Source organism: Paenibacillus sp. J22FR83, assembly GCF_059691955.1.
Genome location: NZ_JCAUAM010000013.1, coordinates 156,476 through 182,158, shown reverse-complemented (window position 1 = coordinate 182,158; position 25,683 = coordinate 156,476). Strand labels below are relative to the sequence as shown.

Here is a 25,683-nt window from a genome sequence, read left to right as displayed (position 1 = left end):
CACGTCAATGAGAGGAAGTATTAGAGAGAGTGCAGATGACAGACTTTTTACAATACTGAATTACATGATTCTATTTATTTTTACAATTACAATTTTGTATCCGCTGATTTACATTGTTAGTGCTTCTTTCAGTTCATCCACTGCGGTTATTTCTGGTAAAGTCTGGTTGTATCCTGTGGAGCCGACGCTTGCAGGATATGAAGCCGTATTTAAACATCGTTTGATTATGTCGAGCTTCTTGAATTCCGTCTTTTATACCGTTGTAGGAACGACGATTAATGTCCTGTTTACACTTATTGCGGCGTATCCACTTTCGCGGAAAGACTTTATGCCACGCAATGCCGTCATGGCGTTGTTCGTATTCACGATGATGTTTTCAGGCGGATTAATTCCTTCTTATTTGGTTGTAAAAGAGCTCGGGATGATCGACACCAGGTGGTCATTAATTATTCCTGGCGCGTTAAGTGTCATGAATATGATTATTGCCCGTACCTATTTCCAAACGACCATTCCAGAAGAATTGCTTGAAGCAGCTCAGATGGATGGCTGTAGTGATTTTACGTTTGTACGAAAGATTGTACTCCCTTTATCAGGTCCAATCATAGCTGTGATTTCCTTGTTCTACGCTGTAGGGCATTGGAACCAATACTTTAACGCATTGCTCTATTTGAAACATCAGGAGTTGTATCCGATTCAATTGGTGTTAAGGGATATTTTGGTGCAAAACGAGGTCGACGCGTCGATGATAACCGACATAGCTGATCAATCGGCAAGGGATGGTTTGCGAGAGTTGTTGAAGTTCTCCCTTATTGTCGTGTCTACGCTGCCCGTGCTCATCATTTATCCATTCATACAAAGGCATTTTGTCAAAGGCATGATGATTGGTTCATTAAAAGGCTAAAGGGAGGTTTTTACATGAAGAGAGGGTTAAAAGTTTTAGTAGCCATCACGGCGACATCCTTAGTACTTCTAAGCGCATGTTCAGACAGTGGTTCGAAGGAGACGGCTCAGCAGACTGAGGCAATTGTCGATGATCTAGTAACACCAGCAGGCCAATTCCCAATCACGAAAGAAAAGACGACACTTAAAGTGATGGTTAAAGGGTCCAGCATTGTCGAAAATTTTGCAACGAACGAATTTACGAAGTGGCTGGAAGAGAAAACGAACATTCATATTGATTGGGAAGTCGCTCCGGAAAAAACATTTGCAGAGAAGCTCAACGTTTCACTTGCAAGTGGTGATTATCCTGACGTTTTGTTAAATATGAATGTGACACCTGTTCAGCAGTCGATCTATGGAAAAGATGGCGTATTCATTCCGCTCAATCCTTATATCGATAAATACGGTGTTGAGATGAAAAAGATGTTTGAACAGGTGACCTATGTCAAAGATATGATTACGATGCCTGATGGTAAAATCTATTCCGTACCACAGGTAAATGATTGCTATCATTGTTCACTTGGTCAGAAAATGTGGATTTATAAACCATGGCTGGATAAGCTCGGATTAAAAATGCCGGAAACGACGGAAGAGTTTTATCAAGTACTGAAAGCTTTCAAAGAAAAAGATCCTAACGGAAACGGGAAAGCAGATGAGATCCCGCTGGTTGGTGCAACGAATGGACCATCTTCGACCTTAGACTTATTCCTGCCTAGTGCTTTTATTGAGAAGGATTTCAATCTGCGCTTTGTAAAAGACGGGAAGGTTCAACTTGCGTTTAATCAGCCGGAGTGGAAAGAATCCCTGAAGTACTTGAATAAACTGTTTACGGAAGGCCTAATCTCTCCACAAACGTTTACGCAAGATAGAAACCAGCTGAAACAAATGGGGATGAATCCAGAAATTCCAATCCTTGGTGCCATTGCTTCCCAAAATCAAACGGTATTTGTCGATGTGGATAACGCAAGGTTCAAAGATTACGTTTCCGTTCCTCCGCTCAAAGGGCCTACGGGCATTCGTTCCACAGCCTACAATCCTTATGCCGTTTCTGCTGGTCAATACGTAGTAACGAATAAAGCGAAAAATCCGGCTGCCGCATTCCGTATGGCTGATTTGCTGCTTTCAGAAGAAGCGACGCTTCGTAGTACACAAGGTCGCCCAGATCAGGAATGGGTACGTCCAGCTCAAGGCGAGCTTGCTGTTAACGGGAAACAAGCAGTATGGAAACCGATTGCCACATTCGGTAAACTGCAAAATATCCACTGGGCACAGGCAGGTCCATCCCTTAGAACGAACGAATTACGTTTAAGCGTGGCGGCAGATCCGAAAAACTCACTTGAACTCGTTCTTTATAATGAAACGAAAAAGTATGAACCATTCGGAACGAATCCGAGCAAAATTGTACCGCCACTGTTCTTCACCAACGAACAAGCTGAGGAGCTTTCTACGCTAGAAAAGACCTTGACCGATTACAGAACTGAGTTTTTCGCCAAAACGGTTACAGGCTCATTGGATGTTGAGAAGGAATGGAACAACTACTTGAGCACGTTGGATAAAATGAACATTAAGCGCTATTTGGAAATTTATCAGCAGGCGTATGACCAATTCAAAGCCAAGAAATAGAAGACATCCTCATCATACTGAATGATGTCGCATAGGAGTGAGTGTTTAACATGAAAGAAGAGATAGATCTAACGGATTTACCGAAACGACCCCATGTCGTATTCCTCATTGCAGACGATCATCGCGGTGAAGCTATCGGAGCTTTCGGCAATGAAGCTGTTCAGACACCCGTATTGGATTCGCTGGTTAACAGTGGGACAGCATGTCGGAATACGCACATATTCGGTGCCCTCACGGGAGCGGTTTGTGCGCCGAGCAGAGCATGCGTCCATACCGGCATTCCGCTCTTCCGAGCGACGATCGGCAAGGATATGACGAACCGAGAACATTCGAGCGTAATTCGCTCGGATGTTCGTCTTATGGCAGAGACGATGCGCAATGCCGGATATCACACACATGCGGTCGGCAAATGGCATAACGATAAGGCAAGTCTCACCCGGAGTTTCGAAGGGGGAGCTAAGCTGCATTTTCACGGGATGAGCGATCATAACCAGGTTCCTGTGTTTGATTATGACGCAACCGGTGTGTATCCGAAGGAAAACGAGTATATGGAACATACGTTCTCGACGGAGTTATTTTCCAATGCAGCACTCAACTTCATTGAGGATTATCAAACGAACAAGCCATTTTTCCTCTATGTCGCTTATACAGCCCCTCATGATCCACGTATCGCGCCTGAGCCATATGCGAGTATGTACAAGAAGTCAGACATTACGCTGCCTCCGAACTTTGCGCCGGAGCATCCCTTCGATACAGGGGATATGGTTGTACGCGACGAGAAGCTTGCAGGATGGCCGAGGGAAAAGGACGAAATTCGGCAGCATATGGCCGATTATTACGGCATGATAACCCACTTGGACGCCCAAATTGGCAGAGTCATCGAAGCGCTGAAGGCCAAGGGGATCTATGACAACACACTGATCGTGTATACTGCGGATCATGGCTTGGCTGTTGGACAACATGGGTTGATGGGCAAACAAAACCTTTACGAACATAGCGTGCGAATCCCGCTTATTTTCCGAGGTCCGGGTGTTCCAACAGGCAAGCAACTGCAAGCACTGGCCAGCAATATCGATATTTTCCCGACGGTTGCCGGGCTATGCGATGTCGAGTTGCCAGAGGAAACCGAAGGTATCTCGTTGCATACGAACATACGCGGAGAGAGCGATGGCGTCCGTGGTACGGTTGCCACTGTGTATCGAGATTTGCAGCGGATGGTAACCGATGGTCGGTGGAAGTTGATTCGCTATTTTTGTTCACCTATCACGAACACAGGGACGGAGCGTATCCAGTTATTTGATCTGCTGAATGACCCATGGGAAATGAATGATTTGTCAGGGGATCCTTCGCAGATTGAGAATATCGAGCGACTTGCATCGGAACTTACTGCATGGATGCAGGCAAGCGGGGATATTTTACAAGATAAGCTCGTAATTCCTGTTAGCGTGGGGATGGAAGGTGAATGACATCATGCAAACCATTGAACTCAACAGCGCTTGGTTTCGAGGTGCCGTTTCCTTAGAAATGAATGAAATCGGCATCCGACCATGGCGTTTACCACACGAACAACTTAACTTATTTGCGTCTCAAGTCGTGCAAAGAGCAGAGGATACAGCAGGGGTTAGATTAGCATTTCTAACTGACACTACTTGTTTGGAGCTGCATGTAGCTAGATCAGATCAAGATAGACAATTCGATCTTGTTGTCGAAGGTGCGTTAAACGAAACCGTGATCCTTCTTGCAGGGGATGAGAAATGTTATTTTACGAACTTACCTGACAGGTTGAAACGGGTTGAGATCTATTTTACGCAAAATGCTGCCGTCAACGTGAAAACCTTAAAGGTTGAAGTTGGGGCATCAGCTGTGCCTGCACCTAACAATCAACCACGGTGGATTACATACGGCAGCTCCATCACACAATGCAGCACAGCGGAGAGTCCCGCTCAAACATGGCCGGCACTCGTTGCGCGTCACAAAGGGTGGGACCTCACCTGCTTGGGGTTTGCTGGACAGTGTCATGTGGAACCCCTGGTTGCACGCGTTATTCGGGACTTGCCAGCCGACATCATTTCCTTGTGCCTCGGCATCAATGTTATGGGTGGCAATTCGTTAAATCTCCGAACATTTCGTTCTGCCATCATTGGCATGGTTTCGATTATTCGAGAAAAGCATGAGGATACGCCAATCTTTGTAATATCTCCTATCTATTGCCCTCACAGGGAAAAGGATACGAACGTAGTAGGAATGAATCTGGTCATCATGAGGCAAGAGATTCAAGAAGCGGTGAACATCCTGACGTCTAATGGGGATACGAATCTTACGTATGTGAACGGGTTGGACATTATGGGTGAATCGTATATAAACCATCTCCCAGACAACCTTCATCCGAGCGCGGAAGGCTACAAAATTATGTCGGAGCGGATGCTCAATACATTAAGTGATAGGAGTCATACGTATGGTTAGAAAAATGTCGGTTCCACCCATGCAACTTGTTGAGTATGATGGCGAGGGTACGCAGTTATGTGCGGTGGTGGAAGAGATTGGGAATATTGTGTTAAAGCGAGCTCTAATTCCCGAGCCTGCTGAAGGGGAAGTACGCGTAAAAGTCAAATGGGTTGGCATATGCGGGAGCGATGTGGAAGTTTTCCGTGGCGCTCGAGAGCCGGAATTTGTCTCCTATCCAACACGGCTTGGTCATGAAGTTGCTGGGGTTATCGATAAAGTAGGACCCAACGTGATCGGATTAAAGGTGGGAGACCCGGTTGCCTTGCGCTATATATGGGGGGCCTTTGCGGAATATGTATGCTGTACGCCTTTTTCCGTCAAAGTCTTGCCACAGTCGCTGCCGCTCATTGAAGGTTCGCTCATTGAAGTGCTTCCTGGCATTATTCATGCGGCAGAGCTTGGCGATATTTCACCCCACAAAAATGTCTTAATTACGGGACAAGGCGTTAGTGGACTAGTGATGACGCAGATCGTAAGCTTGTATAGTCCACGTAACCTTGTCGTAACGGATCTGTTCGATGAGAAGTTGGAACTAGCCCGTAAGTACGGTGCAACGCACACATACAAGCTACCCTCGTCGGACACGAATACGATGGATATTGTAGGCAAAGACTTCCCGGATGGCTTCGATGTCGTCATTCCATGCTTGCTTGAAGGGGATGGGATGGTTGATGCGATCGATGCGGCTTCCCAGAATGGCCGTATTGTCATGTACGGGTGTATTGGGACATGCCATAAGCCGGTCGATTTCTTCAAAGTTCATAAGAAGAGACTCGATATCTTATCCACCGAACCGAAGCGAGATATTGATAATCGCCATTATTTTGATAGAGGGCTCCAGCTTGTTCTGGATGGGTTAGTTAATACGGAAGAAATGATTACCCATGTCGTTCATTTGAGCAACATTGCCGAAGCGTTTAAGCTGCGCAACGAGCATAAAGGGAACACGATTCATGTCATGATTGATTGCGAAACCAATGGTTAATGATGTTATTCTTTAAGAAAACAACAATGATAATCATGCAACGGGCTGCCGGCACATTCGGCAGTCCTTTTTCATTATTCTGGCAAATGATCAATACTCGAGAATGAAACTTTCACATTTTAAAAACGTATTAAGTTGTAAAAAATTTCAAACGTAGTCTAACGTTGAGCCGTGAATCTCGAATCGAATCAACAACTAGGAGAAGATGTACATGATTCTAGATTGGAAACAAGCTGAGGAAGCTTTGAAGGATGTTGAGATTGTTGGTTATGAGAACAATAAACCTGTTTCCGTCATTCGGCATTCCGAAGATTTGCGTTGTCTAGGCATTGGGACAGATGCAGCGGTATTTTATTGCGCATACACACCTGATTATGCATATAAAGTTTACTCGGATAAAGCTTTGGAGAAAAAGGATGTGGAAGCAGGTATATACGAACGTTTAACGGGATCACAGTATTTCCCCCGTTGTTACGGAACCGGACCTAATTATTTGGTATTAAGTTATGAAAGGGGTGTTACTTTATTCGATTGTCTTCTGCACGGAATTTCAGTTCCAACGCAAGCCATTAAAGATATAGAGGAAGCTCGCGAGTTCGTTCGAGGTCAGGGACTGAACCCAAGGGACATTCATTTGAAAAACGTTCTCTTGCACGAAGGTAGAGGCAAAGTTCTTGATGTCTCGGAGTATGTCAAAGAAGGCAGCGACAATCGATGGGAGCACTTAGTGTGGGCATACACGCATTTTTATCATCTTCTTAACGATGTCCAAGTGCCATTGTGGATCTTGGAAACGATAACGAATTGGTATAACCGTATCGATACTGCAAATTTTCGGATTGAAGACTTTTCGAAACGAGTGAGTCGGCTTTTTCTAGGGGAACGCAAATAACAAATGGCTTCTGAGAAAAAGTGTTCTATGTAGGATGAAGATGTTTCCAATGAGAGAATGTGCTAATATATGGATAGGGCAACTTTGTGCTCTGCCTTTCCAAGCTCTCTGTGATATCCAAACCATTAATTCGGGAGGTAATAATATGGATGATTATTTTTTGGTTAAAGACGGACGAATTGTACGCTGGGACGGGCTAACATTAGGGGGGACTAAAATCCTCGCCGACGAGCTTGTAGAATCCTTTGGACGTAAGGCTCTTGAAGAAATTGAACGGTTTGGATTCTTTACCATTAAGAAATCTTAACAAAAAACGGAAAGAACAATAACTCAAACAAAGCCGCGTGCAACGCGGCTTTTTATTATGACATTAGATGACATATTCGAGGTCTATACTAAGTGGTAGATCAACGAAGGGAGCAACAACTCTTGAAACGAAAAATAATATTAGATTTAGCTGTAACGTTAGATGGATTTATTGAAGGGAAAAATGGAGAAGTTGATTGGTGCATCATGGACCCTGACATGGGGTTTATTGATTTCTTGCATCAAATTGATACCATCTTGTACGGTAGAAAGAGCTATGATTTATGGGGACAATTCACACCTGGGATGGAACAAACTGATGCCGATAACGAAATGTGGAACTTAGTTCATAGTAAAGAAAAGTATGTCTTTTCAAGAACGCAACGAGCCCCTGATGATAAAGCAATTTACATCCATGATCATATTACTGAAGAAGTAACGAAATTAAAGAATACATCAGGAAAAGACATTTGGCTCTATGGCGGAGGGAGTCTCATTACAACTTTTATCCAATTGGGGCTTATTGATGAATTTAGATTATCAGTTCACCCCGTAATTTTGGGCGAAGGTAAACCGTTGTTTGCTGATATTAAACAGAGATTGAATTTAGAATTAGTGAAGACAAGAACTTTCGCTTCCGGTGTTGTGCAACTGGTCTATCAATTGAGATAATTTGATTGGGGCTGCCAAATGGCAGCCCTTTTTGGATTCATTCATGATAACATGATAAAATTCAATTATGGAATATGTTGAGAAGGAGACTAATCTTGGAAAAACTAAACGCATTACATTATCCAGGAAAAATATATCTTATTATTGTCCTGTGTGTTGCTACTTTAATTGCTTTAATAAGTGTCTATACCATTCAAACTCCGGCAGGAAATAGACCGTATTTATTTATCTTTTGGGATACGTTTCTGGCTTGGGTTCCTGTGGGAATTGCCGTAATACTAGATGTACTGTTTAGATATACCCGTAAGCGGATTCGTGCGTTACTCCTCATAATCGTCGGCGCAGCTTGGTTGTTTTTCTATCCCAATGCGCCATATCTAGTGACCGATTTGCTTCATGTATTCGCGCGGTACAGCTTAGACCCAACTAAACGTTTCTGGTCAGATATCGCGTTTTGGCAGCATCTATTTACTATTTTTACGATTGCGATGTTAGGCCTTTTACTGGGGGCTTATTCACTTTTCTCCGTGCAGCATTTGATGAGAATCTCATTTGGCGTTATGGCTAGTTGGATCTTTGCAATTCTTGTTCTCGGTTTAAGCAGTTTCGGAATCTACATTGGCAGATTCATTCGATGGAATAGTTGGGATATTATCATGCGGCCAGGTCATATTTTGCAGGAATTAATTGTTATGTTTACGGATAGGAGTAAGCTTTATCATATTGTTTCTTTTTGTAAGTTCATGTTTATGGTTTTATTCATTAGTTACGTACTGATTTATGCCATAACCAAACTTAGGAAAGTGTAGATTTCAAGGTGTGTGAAGAGGGAAATTGAAATGACAATGGAAGCCAAATTACGTTATAATATAAACCAGTTACATACCAGTTTAGAAGGACCCGGAGGTTCATAGTTTCATGATGGAGAAACCTAGTCGATCTACTTTTCGAACACGATTGGAAGAAATGATTGCATCTCTGCGCCATAATATTGTAACCGGTAAACTGCAGCCGGGAGACTATTTGCCATCCGAATTAACGCTTGTGGAGCAGTATAACTTGAGTAAAAACTCGGTCCGCAAAGGTTTGAATGCCTTACTCGCGCAAGAAATGATTGAAAAAGTGCCTCGAGTCGGCACGCGTGTCGTAGGAGCAGGGTTATGCGAGAAGCTCACTTTGAAGTTTGGCTACTACCCAACGCTTACGACGGAAGCTAATCTTTTACAACTGGTCGATCTCTTTAGAAGTCAGAATTCTCATATTGAACTTCATATGATTCCACTTTCGAGCTCATTTTTTTCACAGAATATGCAAGAGGTCATGGAGCGAGATGCACTGGATGTGCTGACGCTTAACTTACAGAATTACGAAGCTTTTACGGATAGCGGAGACATTGCGAATATGTTGGAACCGCTTCAACCGCGAGAAGGTGTTTATCCTTTCCTACAGAGGCCGTTTATAAGTGATGGTAATTTGTATGTGCAACCATTCACATTTTCTCCGATTATCTTGTGTTACAATAAAGCTCATTTCAAGGAAGCCAATCTCCCTGAACCGGACAGCAGCTGGAATTGGGATGATGTACAACGCACGGCACGAGTACTGTCGCAAAAAAATGAGAGGTTCGGACTGTTTTTCCATTTGCAGTCTATCAATCGATGGCCGCTCTTCTTGTTGCAAAATAAGGTCGTATTTGAACGAGATGTCAGGGGCAAGCTCATCCTTGACAATGAACCTTTTCGGGAGTCGATGCGCTTAAGTCTGCAATTGTTCGAGGGGTTGAATCCAGAGAGCTCCTATTTGTCTGAACAGGACTCCGATTGCGAAATGTATTTCATGCAGCAGAAAGCTTCCATGATTGTCACGAGTTATTATAGTCTTAATCATCTGCGTAATGCCGGATTTGATTACGATATCGCACCGTTGCCTTATTCCGAAGAAGCAAGAACGCAACTAGTCATGATTGGACTTGCTCTCAATAAGCACAGTAAACAGAAAGAAGCGGCACAGGCGCTAATTGATTTTCTTCAATCGGACCAAGCGCAGCTTCATATTCGCCGGCATACGCTTGCGCTTCCGAGTGTTCAAGCATTGGCGGAATGGAAGGGAGAGGAGGAAATTTCCCGGCCGAGTAGGTTTATGATGTATCGGGATATCATTCCAACATTCCGCCTCTATTCCGACATGAATGTTACTTTCCGTGAGTTGGAAACGATGAGACGAGTGTTCAAGCTGTATTGGGCGCGACTCGATGATTTTGAAACCACATTTCGAAGATTGAAAGAAGCTATGCAGGTAAATGAACCAGGTTAAAAAGGGGAAAGGGTAGGGATCATGAGATCCGCTACCTTTTTTTTGTTTTAGTATTGAATAAGGACGTTCGGGTCTGTAACCGTGTTAGCGATAATTTCTTTTCGAATTCCTCCGGAAATAGCACTCAGGGTATATGTCCCGGCTAACAATTCCTTATTTGACTGGCCATTCGTTGTTACGCCGAATGGCCGCCAGCTTCCCCCGTAATAGGAGAGGGTACCTTCCTTTGGAGTTCCAAGTGCGTCCTTTAATTGAACGTTAACAAGGATCGTTTGGAAGGAAACACTGGGATCTGTTCCTACTTGCTGCACTTTCTGGTTCAATGTACCTTCATAATTCATTGCAAACGTATACGCATTCGCCAACAATTCTTTACTAGCCTCGCCCTGGCTGTCCGTCACGCCTAAGGGTTTCCAGCTTCCTGCGTAATAACTGATACTTCCGCCACTTAGTGGGGTACCCAAGCTATTCGTAAGGTTTACATTTACCGGTACCGTGTGGAATACAAGCAAGGGATCTGTTCCGATGTTTTGAACTTTCTCATTCCTTGCTCCATCATAGGTAATTGCAAACGTGTATGAGCCAGCCAACAATTCTTTGTTGGCAGCACCAGCGCTAATTGAACCGAAAGTCCGCCAACCTCCGCCATAATAGGAGACAGTTCCTTCTCCGTGTGGGAGACCTTGGCTGTTCGTAAACTGAACACCGACGTTAACGGTCTGAAACGCAACAATAGGGTTTGTTCCTGTGTTTTGCGTTAATTCGTTGCGGGTACCTTCGTAAGTGATTGCAAAGGTATAGCTTTTGTTGGCTATCGGTTTGCTGACAGAACCAGATGCGTCGGTGACCCCAAATGTTTTCCAGCCTCCGTCATAATAACTCACGGAGCCACCGCTGAGCGGATTCCCTGCACTGTCTTTCAATGTTACCTGAACAGCATTCTCAGAAGGGGTTTCATTTCCCGACGTAGCGCGTGTTACAGTGACCGAATACACGTTCGTCGATCCGTCGATTGCGGTGACGATGAGCTTGATCGTATTGACTCCTGTGCTCAAAGGGAGTGAGGAACTAGCCAACCCGCTCGTTAAGTTGATCGGACCTAGCACAAGTGTGTTGCTGCTATTGTATACGCTAGCGGTTACCGTAGCGTGTGCGGTGTCATACACGGATGCAGTCACCGTTAGTGCCGATACGCCTGCAGCTACGTTGTGTGTATAACTAGTCGCTTCCCGTGAGAATGGCTCATTCAGCGCTCCACTGCTCAAAAGAATATCGTTCAAATCTGCAGAAGGAGGAAGAGGGTGGACCGTGACACTAATCGTATTCGATCGTTTGGTCCTACCGTTTAATGTGATGTCCGCATACACACTAACCGTTCCTTCTTTGATCGCCTTCGCCTGACCGTCTACGATGGATAGAACGGTTGGGTCGCTGCTGGTATAAGTAATGGTACTTCCTGCCAAAATCGCTGGCATTCCGTTCTCAAGCTGACCGATAGGAAGTATCGGCTCACTTGCTCCTTGCGTCAGAGAAACATTCGCCATCGAAATAGAGGCTTGAGCTAATCGGACAGGTATTCGGTATAGATTGGGTCCCGAGGTATAATAGATGCTGCCATCTATGCCTATATCCATTAAATTCGTTGGGGTATCCGAGAGAGTGCGATAATTGAGCGTGTTAGGATCAATTACGGTTATATAGCGTGCGATGGTTGTATAGAGTAAGCCGTCTTGCCCCCAGCGTAAATAGAAGGCTCTCCAGGTGCTGCCACCACTTGCGTTTGAGAACATCAGCTGGCTTTTGACAACTTCAAGGGTGCTCGGGTTCAACGCATAAATGGCATATATGTTAGTGCCGTCTACGCCAGTTCCCCAAGCAATACCCCATAATAGCCCGTCTGGTCCGAAAGATAAGCCTCCAAACAAGCGAGGGGAAGACAAACCTGGTATGGAAGGTTCAAATTCATTCAGTTTGGCGTTCGTGTTGACATCCCACTTAAATAATTTGGCATGTGTGGCGGATGCTATGGAGCCGAGACCGCCATCAATGGACGTTCCACCAAAGAGGACTCCATTCTTATAAGCAAGTGAGATAATCGATTGATCAGTAACCACATTGCGTGTGGATTGCCATGAACCTGTTGTTTCATTGAAGATTGTTAGACTGCCGCCTAAGTTGCCATAACCAGGAATGGTTCCGATGAATAGACGGTTGTCGCCAGAAGCGAAGGCGTATGGCCGATCTTGAAGGTTCGGAACCGTGTAAACAAGTTTAGGATTAGACGTAGGTGTGTCTCCGTATTGATAGGGTTGGGTGGCATCAAAGGCATATATTCTTGCTCCACCGTAAGCCCCGAAATAGGTTTTGCCATTCAAAAAGCCGATTTCTTCCACTTGATGCGGTGAATAAGGGGAAGATACCTGCAAGTCATAGGATTGCGTTTCTTGATTCAACACGCTCAAACCGTCAATAAAGCCGCCAAGATAGAGCTTCTTGTCAGGACCTGCTGCCAAACTTTGAATATTGACACCTTCCCTGGCTAAGGGAACTTGGATCAATTGAATCGAGTTGTCGTTAGGCTTATACAGGGTATACTTGCCGTCCTCGTAAAGGGTTGCTAAAGCCTGCTCACCACTCGAGAGTGTCACCCAACCGTAAGCTTTTGTTCCCTTCTCAGGCAGTGTATTAGGCAGTGTTACTTGTTGAACGGTATTCGTCAATACGTTATAGGACCATAAGTTATTTGAAACTTTGTTACGGTAATAGATCAGATTTGCGTTATAAGGGGACGGAGGTGAAATTTTGCCGTCGAACGCTTCAGGTGAGTCATAAGGTACACTTTTTAAGACGCTGAGTGTTTGCTCGTTAACAATAACTAATGAAGTACCGTGTGTGACATAAAGCAGCCCATTATAAGGGGTAATGTTATGAACAAAATCGTCCAAACCCGTGAACGGCATCGTGATTTCTGTTTTAATGCTCGTGCTTCGATCCATGCGAATTAAGTGTTTCTTGGAGCCGATGCCGACATATAAATATTGGTCCGTCACACCGGCACCACGAGCATATTGCTCTTTGTCGTGCATGCGGCCTAGATCGGCAAACTTCTGCGTAAGCGTATCGTATGCGAACACTTTGGCATTCGGACTGGTTGAGCCATAGATGATACCGTCTGTGCTTGCATCCAAGTCCCACACGAAGTTGTCAACAGGGTTGCTGCCGATCAAGGTGATGTTCCGATAACCCGGCCGAGTGTCAAATTTCCAAAAATTACGGTTAGCTGTTGCAGCGAAATAAACATTGTTGTCGGCTCCGACCGTCACAGCCCACGTTTCAGTCGTCCCAGGGACTGAGATTTGGGAGTTGATATTCCCAGTCGCTGCATCAATAGCATAGAACGTTCCCGGATTGCCGTTGGTAACGAAATACAACTCGCCATTCCCAATCGCCCCTCCAAGCGTTGTGGTTGTCAGCGTCGCTTTACCTAAATTGATTGCATTCTCGAACGCATATGGCATTACGAGTGCTTCACCTTTGTAGGTAAAAGAGATATCGTCCCAATACACATCGCTTAACGTGCTAACGCCTGAATACAGTAACACCTTTGCTTTGACTGCTGATTCAGGGGCAATTCCTTCAACTTTGAGCACATCGCTCCAAGTGTTAATAGCTGCGGTAAAGGAGCGTGAGGTAGTGCCGACTTCTTTGTCCGCTCCATCGTAAAATTTAATGTACAGGTTGACGCCACCCCCAGACACTAAGTACACATTCGCTTTGGCTTCATATCTGCCATTCGAATGAATCCCAATGGCTTGGGTACTAAGTCCGACTGGCTTATCTACGAAAGTGTCTTCCAGACGTAAACTTGATGTATCGCTTTTCTTCTGTGCACTTGTGATGGAGACAGCGCTAGTCGGAGTTCCTGGATATAATTCCCAACCAGGAATGAGAGCACCTGAAGCTGGTTCTTCGAAACCTGGATTATACACGCTGACTTCATTCGGATCGATTCGATAGAATTGCACTTCATCCACATAAGCTGTCATTAGGACACTGGAAGCTGCATAGGGAAAGATTGTTGCAAAAGCGGCTCCTTCCGGTGCGGTGCCGGATACACGTACGTCAAGCCAAGTGTTTATAGCAGGATTGGTAAGGTAAAATGTTGCCTGCTTGTTCATAAATTGACCTGATGCATTATACCAGCGTATCCACAGACCTGGTGTACCGCCGCTATAATTTTCTAGATACAATTTAATTTTTGCTTCATAAGCTTGCCCAGCCGTGACCGCCAGCTTCGCGCTTTCGGCACCGAGTCCACCAGTGGTGGGTTTGCTCATCTTAAGACTTCTTGTACCTGCAAAGAAAGTTGACTCCGATAAGGATAGACTGGATGCTAATCCGAACGCGCTCCAACTAGGAATTTTACCTGCGATCAAATTTTGCTCGAATCCGCCGTTTGGTACTGGAATTATCTCAATCGGTTCGGCTGCCCGTGAATGAGAAGGAAGTAGAATAGCTAAGAAGAGTATAGCGATGAGCCCAATCACCCCATGCTGCCATCTGAATGTTATGCCTGTGTACGTATTCATCAACATCACCTTCTTTCCATTTTCTGCCCATAGACAGGTTGATGCCAGTCTTGTCGTTAACGCTTACATCGTAGGCAATTGTAAAGATTAGTACGCGCTGATCAACTCCTTTCCTTTCCTGACCGAGTGCTTGTATTGGTATATATCTGGTTCATAATGCTCATGTTATGCCAATCAAAATCAGCTGTCAACACGAAAAAAATAGCTCCTTAAATATGAAAAAAGTGCCAATTTTTAGCTGTAAGTTCTTGAAAAGAGACACTATTTCTTGAATGCGTGTGCTAGTTATGTCATTGTGAATCACCTATAATTAATCCGAGTATATCCCACACCAATATGTATCTATGAATCGTCCTACTGATCATGACATGCCAATCAGTAGAACGATTTTTTTGTATTCTCGGGGAAAGGAGGTGAGATTGATGAAATCCCGATTGAGTCTCACGAACAACCGCAACTAAACTTCATGTGAGGAGTGGTAAGAATGAGTCTAGGGAAGCATCACCGATGGTGGATTCGATTCATCTTAACGGTTTGGAGCGTTGTCATGATTGTAAGTATGTTCGGCAACCGAGAAGCACATGCTGCTGGTATTGCTATGTCGTTACCGAATGCTTCATTCGAGGAGGAAGGAACAGGTATTCCGAATTGGACCACCCATCCAACTTTTGGAACGGCAACAGCAACGGTTTCGGATGTAAGGGCTTACACGGGATCTAAAAGTATGAAGATGGTTGATGTCAGCTCTTCAAGCTCGCTTGCACGTGTGAGCGATAAAATCAGCATCTCGCCAACAGAGCAAGTTGCATATACCGCATCGGCTTATGCGTATATCGATCAAGGATCCGTTGAAGTTTACTTAGTTTTCTATAACGGTACGACAGAAACTCGCGTACCTCCCGAAAGCGTTACACCAACGGTAGGTCAGTGGAACAAACGCACGATAACAGCTGAGGCACCGGCTGGTGCAACAGAAGTGGCGGTGATGATCTATAGTGGATTGGCCAGTATTACAACGGCCTACATCGACGATATATCCATCGGGAAGACCGTGAAGAATCCTGGCTTTGAAACGCTTGACTTAACTGGAAATTGGACAGTATCAGGCGCAGCGTCTTCGACCACGGTGAAAAACAGTGGAGCAAATAGTCTCAAATTGGATGATACCAGTTCGTTGGCAGCAAGCTATGCGGAGAGCAGTGATGTTCCTGTCACATCCAATGCACGGGTATCCGCAGCAGCGAAAGTATATATTGCGAGCGGAGATACGAGTGTTAGTATGCATCTTCGTTTCAAGAATGAATCTGGCACGGTGATCAAGGAAGTTGAAAACGTATTCAGTGGTACTACATTGCAATGGACCCCGCTTTCGATTTCAGCGACGACTCCGAATGTAACAGGAGCCAAAACGGTATCCGTCTACTTCACGACGAAGACGACTGCAGTAACGGTTGCTTACGTTGACGACGTGACGCTTGACACGCCGATCGAATACAACTTGGGCACGCAGATTGTGAACAATCCGCTTGACGGAGTCGTTTTCGGCAAAGATGCAAGCAGCAGCTATGATCTTATGTATGTCGGATCCAGTGGCTATCCATCTAAGGTTGTGGTTTACGATGCGCGAACAGGTGAACTTCTGGATGATCAAAATCTTGATCAAATTGAAGCCGTCTGGGGCATGACTGTCGCGTCAGATCAAACCGTTTATTTCGGAACGGCTAACAAGAGGGCTCTCTATCGCTATGTACCAGGAACAGTTAGCGTTACTGGAGGTGTCAAAAGCATCGCGGGAAGTTCCTTGCAGAAAACGACCTTGGACGCAGGCTTGAACGTCATTTGGGATGTGACAGCGGGGAGCAGCGGGAATGTGTACGGCGGCACAGCCACGGAAGGGAAAGCATTCCTTTACAATCCAACGAGTGGTGCTACTGTTTTAAACGGTAATCAAGCAATTGTCAGCGGTCTGGCTCATGTTAGATCGATTGCGTATGCGAGTGATACCGAAGTATTTATGGGGATGGGACCCACTACGAATGCCACGATTATTCGATTTAATCCAACAACGGGTACACAATCGACGATTTCTCCCAGCGGTTATGGCAGTACGTATGTCCTAGGGCTTGATTACATTCCGAATGGGCCAGATTCGAAACTATTTGCCAAATTGTCGAGTGAACCTCTGATCGTCATCAATCCGACAACAGGTGGAGTCGATGCTTCTCTAGGCAATGTGGATTCGATTGGCGTGTCAAGCAAGAATCCGACGGATGATAAAGTGTACTATACCAAAGGAACGCATTTGTACGCCTACGATATATCTGCGAAAAATCAACAGGACCTTGGTGACGTAGGGGGCAAAGCAGCTGGTTATACCTTTGTCAATGACGCTGGTACTACGTATCTGTACGCAGCACTATCCTCGGGTAAAATTCTGAAATACAAACTTGCAGCAACGCCAACAATTGACACATCGACTTCATTCACAATCCCGAATTCTCCGACAAAGATCCGCTCACTCGTGAAAGGTCCTGGCGATCGAATTTATACTAGCGGCTATCTGCGCGGTGGGTTAAGCGACTACGAACCAGACACTGGTAAGTTAACACGAAATAGAGGTGCGGGTCAGGCGGAGAACATGACGCCGATTGGCAACAACTTGTATCTAGGCATCTACCCTGGTGCGTGGATCAAAAAGTACGACACGAACTCAGCGTGGAACGATACGACGAATCCGTCACTTCTTTTTCAAGATATTGCGGGATCGCCTAGTTACCAGGACCGGCCCTTTGGGATGTTGGCAGACCCTGCATTAAATCGACTGTATGTCGGTTCTGTCGCGAGCTCTGGTAAACTAAGCGGCTCCTTCACTGTGTATGACTTAACGACGTCAACGAGAGTTACGACTGTGCCGGACATCGTTGATGATCAAAGTATTATTGCGTTAGCCTACAAAAATAATAAGGTATATGGTGGTTCATCGGTATATGGAGGGATTGGAAGTACAGCAAATCCTAGTGTAACCGAGGGAAAAGTATTCACATGGCAAACGACTAGCTCAAATACACTTCCCGTTCCTCAGTATGTGCCAGTTGCAGGAAGGAAGGTAATATCTGATCTTATCGTTGGTCCAGACGGCAACATTTGGGGACTCGCTGAAGGGAACTCTTCCACGGATCCATCTCGGAATCTGACCGCGGACCTATTTATTTTTGATCCGAATAATCCTGATGCGGTTCATACAACGATATATGCTAACAAATTCACGTCATCCGGGAATGTATCCTGGCAGGGCGGGAAGATGGTTGTCGGCAAAGACGGCAATGTTTACGTTACTATCGGAGGCAAATTATATGCGGTTGACGCGAGTTCGACTACGAAGGATGCTGTTATGTTGGTCTCAACTGGAGTGTCACTGCTGACAGCGGATGCGAATGGCGATCTCTATTATGTCAAATATGAAACCAACTTGTACAAATACGATAAGTGATTCGTTTGACGTCTAAATGAAGGAGGCCAGGGAATTAATTCTTCCCTGGCCTCCAACTCGTTGTTCATGCACTTAAACTACGCCTGGATACCGAAGTACTGTCTCATTACTTGTAATTCATGTTGAACACGCAGTGGAATTTCCTCTAGCAGCTCAGTCCATGGTATGAAAATGGAGGTATCCCAATTGAATGGAATGAATTCCATCGTGGGGCGAAACCGCAGCGTCTGCAAGTATCGTTCTACCAATTGATTCGTTTCGAGATCTGTCGACATCTGATCCTTGAGCATATCGGGGACTAGCAGACCTCCGCTGCCCGCTGTCTCATACGTACACGTATGTAAATTCGGAACGAGTTCAAGCATTTCGAGAAGGGGAGAGAAGGCATGCTTGCCTGGCTGTGAATATAGTGTTACTTGGGTAGGAATACGCTCAGATACATTGCTACGATCCTTAAGGAGCCCTTTGAAATATTTGCCATGAAAGCTGCACTCACAATTCAAAACACTGCCATCACGTCCAACATAGATCCAAACATGTTCTAGCTCATATAAATGTTCGATATCATAATCCCAGTAGATGGCATATTCAATGACTTTCTCAAGACGAGTATCCGAGTCGAAGCTGATCGTACGACGAAAGGAAGGGGACGGGCCGTCGTGATCGAAGATCGTTACCCCAACACGAACAGGTAAGAATGGTTCCAAACGATCAAATAACAGCTGTGGGGCATATTTGCGGACAAGCGCCACATCGAAATTTCCTTGCTGGTTCTGCATCGTAGCTTCCTCCTATTGGACTTGATGAACTATACTTTTCATTATAAGAATATGTGAGGGTCAAACCTTAAAAATTCCTAGAATAATCTATAGAATTATTGGAATAAAATTCATTTTAAAAAGGAAGTAAAAAAGATTTGGTAATTGGAACATTATGTAAAGTTTCCTCGTCTAATAAGCATGAGAATGACAGGAGGCCAAGAAGAATGATGATTTTTAGGAAAAGTAAACTTCTTTCGATTAGTCTGGTTATCGTACTAATTGCAACTGCATGTTCAAAGCCAAGCGGGAATTCGGTTTCATTAGAAAAACGTCAAGACGAAGCTGCCAAAATTGATGAACGTATCATCCGAGCAAGCAATGATTTCGGCATGCAGCTTCATCGGCAACTCGTTCAGGCGGAGCAGGATAAGAAGAAAAACATAGTTATTTCACCTACAAGTGTTTCTTTGGCGTTCGCCATGACTTACAACGGAAGTAAGGGGGAAACGCAAGCCTCCATGGCTAAAACGTTAGGATGGCAGGGCTTGTCCCTGGATGAAATTAATCGAGGCAATAAGACGCTTAGCTATCTGCTGCAGCAGCCTGGCAGCGGCGTTAAAGTACAGATTGCCAACTCGCTTTGGTCACGAAAAGGAACTTCAATTCTCAGAGAGTTCATGAAAACTAATGAGGCGTTTTACGACGCCAAAGTAACTGAGCTTGACTTCAACAGTCCCAAAGCTCCTGACTCAATCAACGAGTGGGTAGACAAGAATACCAACGGGAAAATTCCTAAGTTAATCGAATCCATCAATCCCAATGAAGTTTTGATCCTGATGAATGCGATCTACTTCAATGGCGGGTGGAAAAAGGAATTCCAACTTTCTAGAACGAATGAACAAAGCTTCAAACTGCAAGATGGTTCCACCAAGCAAGTGCAGATGATGGCGCAGTCAGGTTCCTACGAATATTTGCAAGAAGGGGAATTTCAAGCCATTCGTTTGCCGTACGGCGAAGGGCAGATGGATATGCTAATCATTGTTCCAGATGAATCGTCTTCACTTGGTGCTCTTCACGACAGGCTTTGGTCGAATCCCGAACGCTGGCACAAGCCATTTCATTTGAACAGGGGTGAAATCCAACTTCCCCGTTTTAAGATTGAATACAGCGACAAGTTAAACGTATCGCTTAAGACGATGGGCATGACATTGCCCTTTGATGCAGACCATGCAGATTTTTCCGGAATAGCATCTGTTCCACCCAACCTTTTCATCAGTGCGGTAACACATAAAACATTCATCGAGGTCAATGAAAAAGGAACAGAGGCAGCTGGGGTCACTTCCGTACAAGTGGCAGGTGCTTCCGCACCGATCGACGAACCGTTCCAAATGACGATAAATCGGCCGTTTTTCTTCGCAATAGAAGACCGTCAGACTGGCATATGGCTTTTCGTAGGGTCCGTGGTTGAACCATAAGTACATACAGTAACTTATGGCCGAATCGTAACCCGAGTATGAATAGGAACGAGTTGCGCGAGCTGCAGGACATCCTCGTTGTACATTCGAATACAACCGTGACTAACTTCCCTTCCGATGGAGGAAGGATCATTTGTTCCGTGGATGCCATAATGTGGTTTAGATAAGCCGAGCCAGAAGGCACCGAATGGACCTCCAGGGTTAGCTTGTTTATTAATGATTGTAAATTCGCCTTTAGGGGTCTTCGTAACCATTTTGCCTATTCCAACTGGAAATTGCCGAGTAACCGTATTCCCATCAAGCAAATACAAATTACGGTCGGATAAATCGACGATAATTCGATAGTTTGGCATTCATTTCGCCTCCTAAGCAATAGTCTATTCATGCCTAGTTACGGAAGTGATATAGCAGAGAATCAAAAAAAGAACCTGATAATTAATCAGGTTCTTTCGTCTTGCATATAGATAAACGCGATGGTATAATCGGTTTGCGACTTTATTTTTTTTCATGTAGACATAAAAATTGTATCTTATATTATTATTGTAGCACGAGGCCGAAACACTTGTCAAATGGTTTTTATTACTTGTATGGATAGGAGAGATCTTGCATGCGTTCTTGGGTTCTTAGTTTGGAGGAAATGGATGTCACTCAACTCTCGCTTGTTGGTGGAAAAGGGTTGAATCTAGGGATCTTATCAACAATTGAAGGCATCAAAGTGCCAGATGGATTCGTGGTTACAACGGAAGGGTTTCACCAAGCTATGGATCATAATGTGTCTTACCAGGCTTTATTGAACCGACTCTCCCTGCTAAACGCAGATGATCGAGATCACATTGGTGAAATTAGTAAACAGATTCGACAAGTCATCATGGACGCAGAAATGCCATCCGAAGTTGTCAATGCGGTTACGCACTATCTCTCACAGATCGGTGATGCACATGCCTATGCCGTGCGCTCTAGCGCGACCGCAGAAGATTTGCCACATGCTTCTTTCGCAGGACAACATGACACGTATTTAAATATCATCGGCAAAGAAAGTATCTTACAGCATATTAGCCAATGTTGGGCTTCTTTATTTACAGATCGTGCGGTCATTTATCGGTTGCAAAATGGTTTCGATCACAGTCAAGTATATCTGGCTGTTGTTGTGCAGAAGATGGTTTTCCCGCAAGCTTCGGGGATATTATTTACCGCGGATCCGATGACTTCCAACCGAAAGATACTTTCCATCGATGCCAGTTATGGACTCGGTGAAGCGTTAGTGTCTGGATTAGTATCTGCGGATTGTTATACCGTACAAGATGAGAATATCGTCAATAAACGGATTGCATCCAAAAAAATAGCGATCTATCGTCGAGAAGAAGGCAGCACAGAGACTAAGCCTCTCAGCCATGAGGAGCAGAATTCTCAAACATTGACGGATCAACAAATTCTAGAACTAGCTCGTATTGGCAGAGGGATAGAAGCTTATTTTGGCAACCCACAAGATATCGAATGGTGTTTGGCAGAAGATACATTTTATATTGTCCAGAGCCGTCCAATCACAACTTTATTCCCGATTCCTGAAGCGAGTGATGAAGCGAAACACGTTTATTTATCCGTTGGCCACCAACAGATGATGACGGACCCCATTAAACCAATGGGATTATCTTTCTACCTGTTAATTACGCCTGCACCCATGCGTAAAGCAGGTGGACGGTTGTTTATTGATGTTGCTCCTAGGCTGGCTAAAACTTCCGACAGGGAAACTTTACTAAATACTATCGGAACCGATCCGCTCATCAAAGGCGCACTCATGACCATCATTGAGCGAGACTATATCAAGTTATCGCCAGATGATCCAACAGTACCGATTCCAGTAAGACATACGCCTGATTTCCTTGAAGAAATTGAAAATAATCCGAATATCGTTACTGAATTGATTCAGAGCAATGAGGCATCGGTAGAAGAGTTAAAACAACGCATTCAGACGAAATCAGGCTCGGATGTAATGGATTGTATTTTGGAAGATGTCCAGCAATTGAAGAAGATATTATTTGACCCACGAAGTACGGCTGTGTTTATGACTGCCATTCAAGCTTCCTTATGGATCAATGACAAAATGAACGAGTGGTTAGGCGAAAAAAACGCAGTAGATACGCTTTCCCAATCGGTACCTTACAATATTACTTCGGAAATGGGTCTAGCCTTAATGGGGGTTGCAGATCAGATCCGGCCTTATCCGCAAGTCATTGAATATTTGCAGCGTGTAAAAGATGATCACTTCATAGACGAACTGGTTAAGCTCGAAGGTGGACTGGAAGCACAAGAGGCCATCCAGGCTTATCTTCATAAATACGGAATGCGCTGCGCGGGTGAAATCGACATTTCGAGAACCCGTTGGAGTGAAAATCCGAGTGCGTTGATTCCACTGATTCTAGGTAACATCAAATCCTTTGAACCAAACGCGGGTCAACAGAAATTTGAACAAGGGCGCCAAGAAGCTTTGGATAAAGAACAGGAACTAGTCGCTCGATTACGCCAATTGCCGGATGGTGAACACAAAGCAGAAGAGACCCAACGAATGATTCGCCGAATTCGCAATTTCATCGGATACCGTGAATATCCCAAATACGGTTGGATTAACCGCTATTTCGTTTATAAGCAGGCTTTACTGAAAGAAGCTGAAGTTCTCGTGCAAGCGGGTATCATTCTTGAAAAAGAAGATATCTTCTATCTCTCTTTTGAAGAGCTTCGCGATGTGGTACGTACGAATCAATTGGATTACCAGATGATCCGTAAAAGGAAAGACGATTACAAGTTATATGAGAAACTAACGCCTCCGCGCGTAATCACATCGGATGGTGAAATTATTTCGGGTACATATAACCGAGACAATATCCCTGATGATGCGCTTGTGGGTCTCTCCGTTTCTTCTGGCGTCATAGAAGGACGTGCTCGTGTCATTTTAAAGATGGAGGATGCGAATTTAGAAGAGGGAGACATCCTAATCACGTCTTTTACGGACCCGGGATGGACACCATTGTTCGTATCCATTAAAGGACTCGTCACCGAAGTGGGTGGATTGATGACCCATGGTGCCGTTATCGCACGAGAATATGGCTTACCTGCTGTTGTTGGGGTAGAAAATGCGACCAAACTGATTAAAGATGGGCAACGGATTCGCGTGCATGGCACGGAAGGGTATATTGAGCTAATATAAGAGATAGGTAAGTGTAGTGGCCGTTGCCGTTTCGGTCTCAAAGGGAGGAGTGACTATGAACAAAGAAGATCAAGTTATTAAGGGTTTCAGGGACATATATAACAAGATGGTTTGGCTTAATAAAGATAAAATGGAAGATAGTCTAAAAGGATATAAGTCATCTGAAGTCCATTGCATCGAATACATTGAGAATAATAAAGATTCCAATGTGACCAAACTCGCCGAGACCTTTTATATGACACGCGGTGCCATCAGTAAATTAACGCAGAAGCTTATAAAAAAAGGTCTTATCGAAAGTTACCAGAAGTCGGATAATAAGAAAGAAATCTATTTCAAGCTTACTCCACAAGGGAAACACATATATAACATCCATGATGAGCTGCACAAAGAGTTTCAAGAGCGGGATAAAGCCGTATTTGAACAGGTGACCGATGAACAATTTGATAGTGTGCTTAAATTCGTAGAGAAATATAATCAACATCTGGATGCAGAGTTAAAGAAATTGAGCATAGGTTTAACCTCGGAATAAATTCGAATCATTAATAGGCAACCTGTAACAGGCAGTCGCTCTCACTCGAGAACGGCTGTTTTTTTTTATTTTGTTGACAAGGAAACAAAGTTTCGATACGATATATTTGTTTCCAAGGAATCAAAATAACAACTTGCAGGGAGAAGATCCATGACTATATTTCGCACACACAATAAACAAAACAAAGATCACAACATCAATAAACACGCTTTACTTTTCGGCCTTATTTCTGTATTTCTTTGTGGAATAGGGTTCAGCATTATAACGCCTGTCGTTCCATTCATCGTGCAACCTTATATCAACGATCCAAGCGAACAAGCAATCGTTGTCACGTTACTAACCTCTGTGTATGCCGTCTGTGTGTTTTTTGCAGCCCCTGTACTTGGCATTCTTAGTGACAAATATGGGCGTCGTCCCTTACTCTTACTCTGCTTATTCGGTTCTGCAATCGGGTATTTCGTCTTCGGGCTTGGAGGAGCCCTATGGGTCCTATTTGTGGGACGGATCATAGAAGGAGTAACGGGGGGTAGCATAAGCACGATCTTCGCATATTTTGCAGACATCATTCCTTCGGAACAGAGAACCAAATACTTTGGATGGGTTGGTGCTGTTGTAGGGATAGGTACAGTCATTGGCCCAACGGTAGGCGGCTTGCTTGCCAAGTTTAGTTACGCTACACCGATGTATGTTGGAGCACTAATCACTTTATTAAATGTTATCTATGGCTACTTTTATATGCCTGAGAGCCTTAAAGAGAAAAATAAACGGCTAGTGATTAGTATTGGAAAGCTTAATCCATTTAGGCAGCTTGCAAACCTACTTTCGATGAAACACTTACAACGATTGTTTATCTCCGCATTTTTACTTTGGATCCCCAATGGATCATTACAGGCAGTTTTTTCACAATTTGCAGTAGATACGTTTAGTTGGAAACCAGCGCTGATCGGACTGATGTTCTCAATTATAGGCGTCCAAGACATCATTTCTCAAAGTTTGATTATGCCTAAGCTTTTGATGAAACGCACTGATCAACAAATCGCCATATTAGGGATGGCCTCAGAAATGATCGGCTACGCACTAATTGCCCTAGCTGCTATTTGCTCATGGTATCCTTTATTGATCGTAGGCACGTTTATCTTTGGTTTTGGTGATTCGATTTTCGGACCTTCATTCAATGGGATGCTCTCCAAGTCAGTCGATTCAAGTGAACAAGGAAGGATTCAGGGAGGCAGCCAAGCCATTCAGGCTTTAGCAAGAATGATTGGGCCCATTGTTGGCGGCCAACTCTATGTATCACTAGACCATGCTGCACCCGCGATAATGGGAATTATCCTTATAGGAGTTGCGATAGCAGTGTTATATAAGAGAACTCGCAGAAAGGTATTTTTATCAAAGTAGCCTG

18 protein-coding genes are annotated in these 25,683 nt (G+C 44.4%); 15 read left to right on the top strand and 3 right to left on the bottom strand.

Annotated features, from left to right (window positions below; translation table 11 throughout):
• The first annotated feature begins 7 nt into the window (after positions 1–7).
• From AC58PV_RS23655 to AC58PV_RS23610, 10 genes are all read left to right on the top strand, one after another.
• A complete protein-coding gene (locus tag AC58PV_RS23655) occupies positions 8–901 on the top strand; it encodes a carbohydrate ABC transporter permease (RefSeq protein ID WP_497434952.1) in 894 nt (297 codons plus the stop codon).
• Between the two features lie 14 nt (positions 902–915).
• The gene (locus AC58PV_RS23650) at positions 916–2,562 is read left to right on the top strand and encodes an ABC transporter substrate-binding protein (protein ID WP_497434951.1); all 1,647 of its coding nucleotides are present in this window, start codon (positions 916–918) and stop codon (positions 2,560–2,562) included.
• Positions 2,563–2,612: 50 nt separating this feature from the next.
• Positions 2,613–4,028 (top strand): sulfatase family protein, encoded by a 1,416-nt coding sequence (locus AC58PV_RS23645; RefSeq protein WP_497434949.1) that lies wholly within the window; start codon positions 2,613–2,615, stop codon positions 4,026–4,028.
• Positions 4,029–4,032: 4 nt separating this feature from the next.
• The gene (locus AC58PV_RS23640) at positions 4,033–5,025 is read left to right on the top strand and encodes an SGNH/GDSL hydrolase family protein (protein WP_497434948.1); all 993 of its coding nucleotides are present in this window, start codon (positions 4,033–4,035) and stop codon (positions 5,023–5,025) included.
• Entirely contained in the window at positions 5,018–6,052 is a 1,035-nt protein-coding gene (locus AC58PV_RS23635) for a zinc-dependent alcohol dehydrogenase (protein WP_497434947.1), read from the top strand. The genes AC58PV_RS23640 and AC58PV_RS23635 overlap by 8 nt, the downstream gene beginning before the upstream one ends.
• A gap of 211 nt (positions 6,053–6,263) precedes the next feature.
• Positions 6,264–6,944: a serine/threonine protein kinase gene (locus AC58PV_RS23630; RefSeq protein WP_497434946.1), complete on the top strand. Its 681-nt coding sequence runs from the start codon at positions 6,264–6,266 to the stop codon at positions 6,942–6,944.
• Between the two features lie 145 nt (positions 6,945–7,089).
• Positions 7,090–7,251, top strand: a complete 162-nt coding sequence (locus AC58PV_RS23625; RefSeq protein WP_157265009.1) for a hypothetical protein — start codon at positions 7,090–7,092, stop codon at positions 7,249–7,251.
• A 122-nt stretch (positions 7,252–7,373) separates the two neighbouring features.
• Complete coding sequence (locus tag AC58PV_RS23620) at positions 7,374–7,922, top strand: dihydrofolate reductase family protein (protein ID WP_497434944.1); 549 nt, start codon at positions 7,374–7,376, stop codon at positions 7,920–7,922.
• A 95-nt stretch (positions 7,923–8,017) separates the two neighbouring features.
• Positions 8,018–8,731 (top strand): DUF1361 domain-containing protein, encoded by a 714-nt coding sequence (locus AC58PV_RS23615; RefSeq protein ID WP_497434943.1) that lies wholly within the window; start codon positions 8,018–8,020, stop codon positions 8,729–8,731.
• A gap of 109 nt (positions 8,732–8,840) precedes the next feature.
• A complete protein-coding gene (locus AC58PV_RS23610; protein ID WP_497434942.1) occupies positions 8,841–10,235 on the top strand; it encodes an extracellular solute-binding protein in 1,395 nt (464 codons plus the stop codon).
• Positions 10,236–10,282: 47 nt separating this feature from the next.
• On the opposite strand, the gene AC58PV_RS23605 is transcribed toward AC58PV_RS23610, so the two are convergent.
• Positions 10,283–14,824 carry a cadherin-like beta sandwich domain-containing protein gene (locus tag AC58PV_RS23605; protein ID WP_497434941.1) on the bottom strand — a complete coding sequence of 1,514 codons (4,542 nt, stop codon included), beginning with the start codon at positions 14,822–14,824 and terminating at the stop codon, positions 10,283–10,285.
• Positions 14,825–15,308: 484 nt separating this feature from the next.
• On the opposite strand from AC58PV_RS23605, the gene AC58PV_RS23600 reads away from it, so the two are divergent.
• Positions 15,309–18,314 carry a hypothetical protein gene (locus AC58PV_RS23600; protein ID WP_497434940.1) on the top strand — a complete coding sequence of 1,002 codons (3,006 nt, stop codon included), beginning with the start codon at positions 15,309–15,311 and terminating at the stop codon, positions 18,312–18,314.
• Between the two features lie 77 nt (positions 18,315–18,391).
• Here AC58PV_RS23600 and AC58PV_RS23595 read toward each other — a convergent pair whose 3' ends face one another.
• A complete protein-coding gene (locus tag AC58PV_RS23595) occupies positions 18,392–19,093 on the bottom strand; it encodes a hypothetical protein (RefSeq protein ID WP_497434938.1) in 702 nt (233 codons plus the stop codon).
• A 206-nt stretch (positions 19,094–19,299) separates the two neighbouring features.
• Between AC58PV_RS23595 and AC58PV_RS23590 the strand changes: the two genes are divergently transcribed.
• The gene (locus AC58PV_RS23590) at positions 19,300–20,550 is read left to right on the top strand and encodes a serpin family protein (RefSeq protein WP_497434937.1); all 1,251 of its coding nucleotides are present in this window, start codon (positions 19,300–19,302) and stop codon (positions 20,548–20,550) included.
• Between the two features lie 14 nt (positions 20,551–20,564).
• On the opposite strand, the gene AC58PV_RS23585 is transcribed toward AC58PV_RS23590, so the two are convergent.
• On the bottom strand, positions 20,565–20,903 hold the full coding sequence (locus AC58PV_RS23585) for a L,D-transpeptidase (RefSeq protein ID WP_497434936.1): 339 nt from the start codon (positions 20,901–20,903) through the stop codon (positions 20,565–20,567).
• A 254-nt stretch (positions 20,904–21,157) separates the two neighbouring features.
• Here AC58PV_RS23585 and ppsA point away from each other — a divergent pair, with 254 nt between their 5' ends.
• From ppsA to AC58PV_RS23570, 3 genes are all read left to right on the top strand, one after another.
• Positions 21,158–23,752 (top strand): phosphoenolpyruvate synthase, encoded by a 2,595-nt coding sequence (gene ppsA, locus AC58PV_RS23580; protein WP_497434935.1) that lies wholly within the window; start codon positions 21,158–21,160, stop codon positions 23,750–23,752.
• Positions 23,753–23,807: 55 nt separating this feature from the next.
• On the top strand, positions 23,808–24,281 hold the full coding sequence (locus AC58PV_RS23575) for a MarR family transcriptional regulator (RefSeq protein ID WP_497434934.1): 474 nt from the start codon (positions 23,808–23,810) through the stop codon (positions 24,279–24,281).
• A 150-nt stretch (positions 24,282–24,431) separates the two neighbouring features.
• Positions 24,432–25,679 (top strand): MFS transporter, encoded by a 1,248-nt coding sequence (locus AC58PV_RS23570; protein ID WP_497434932.1) that lies wholly within the window; start codon positions 24,432–24,434, stop codon positions 25,677–25,679.
• Positions 25,680–25,683 lie beyond the last annotated feature (4 nt).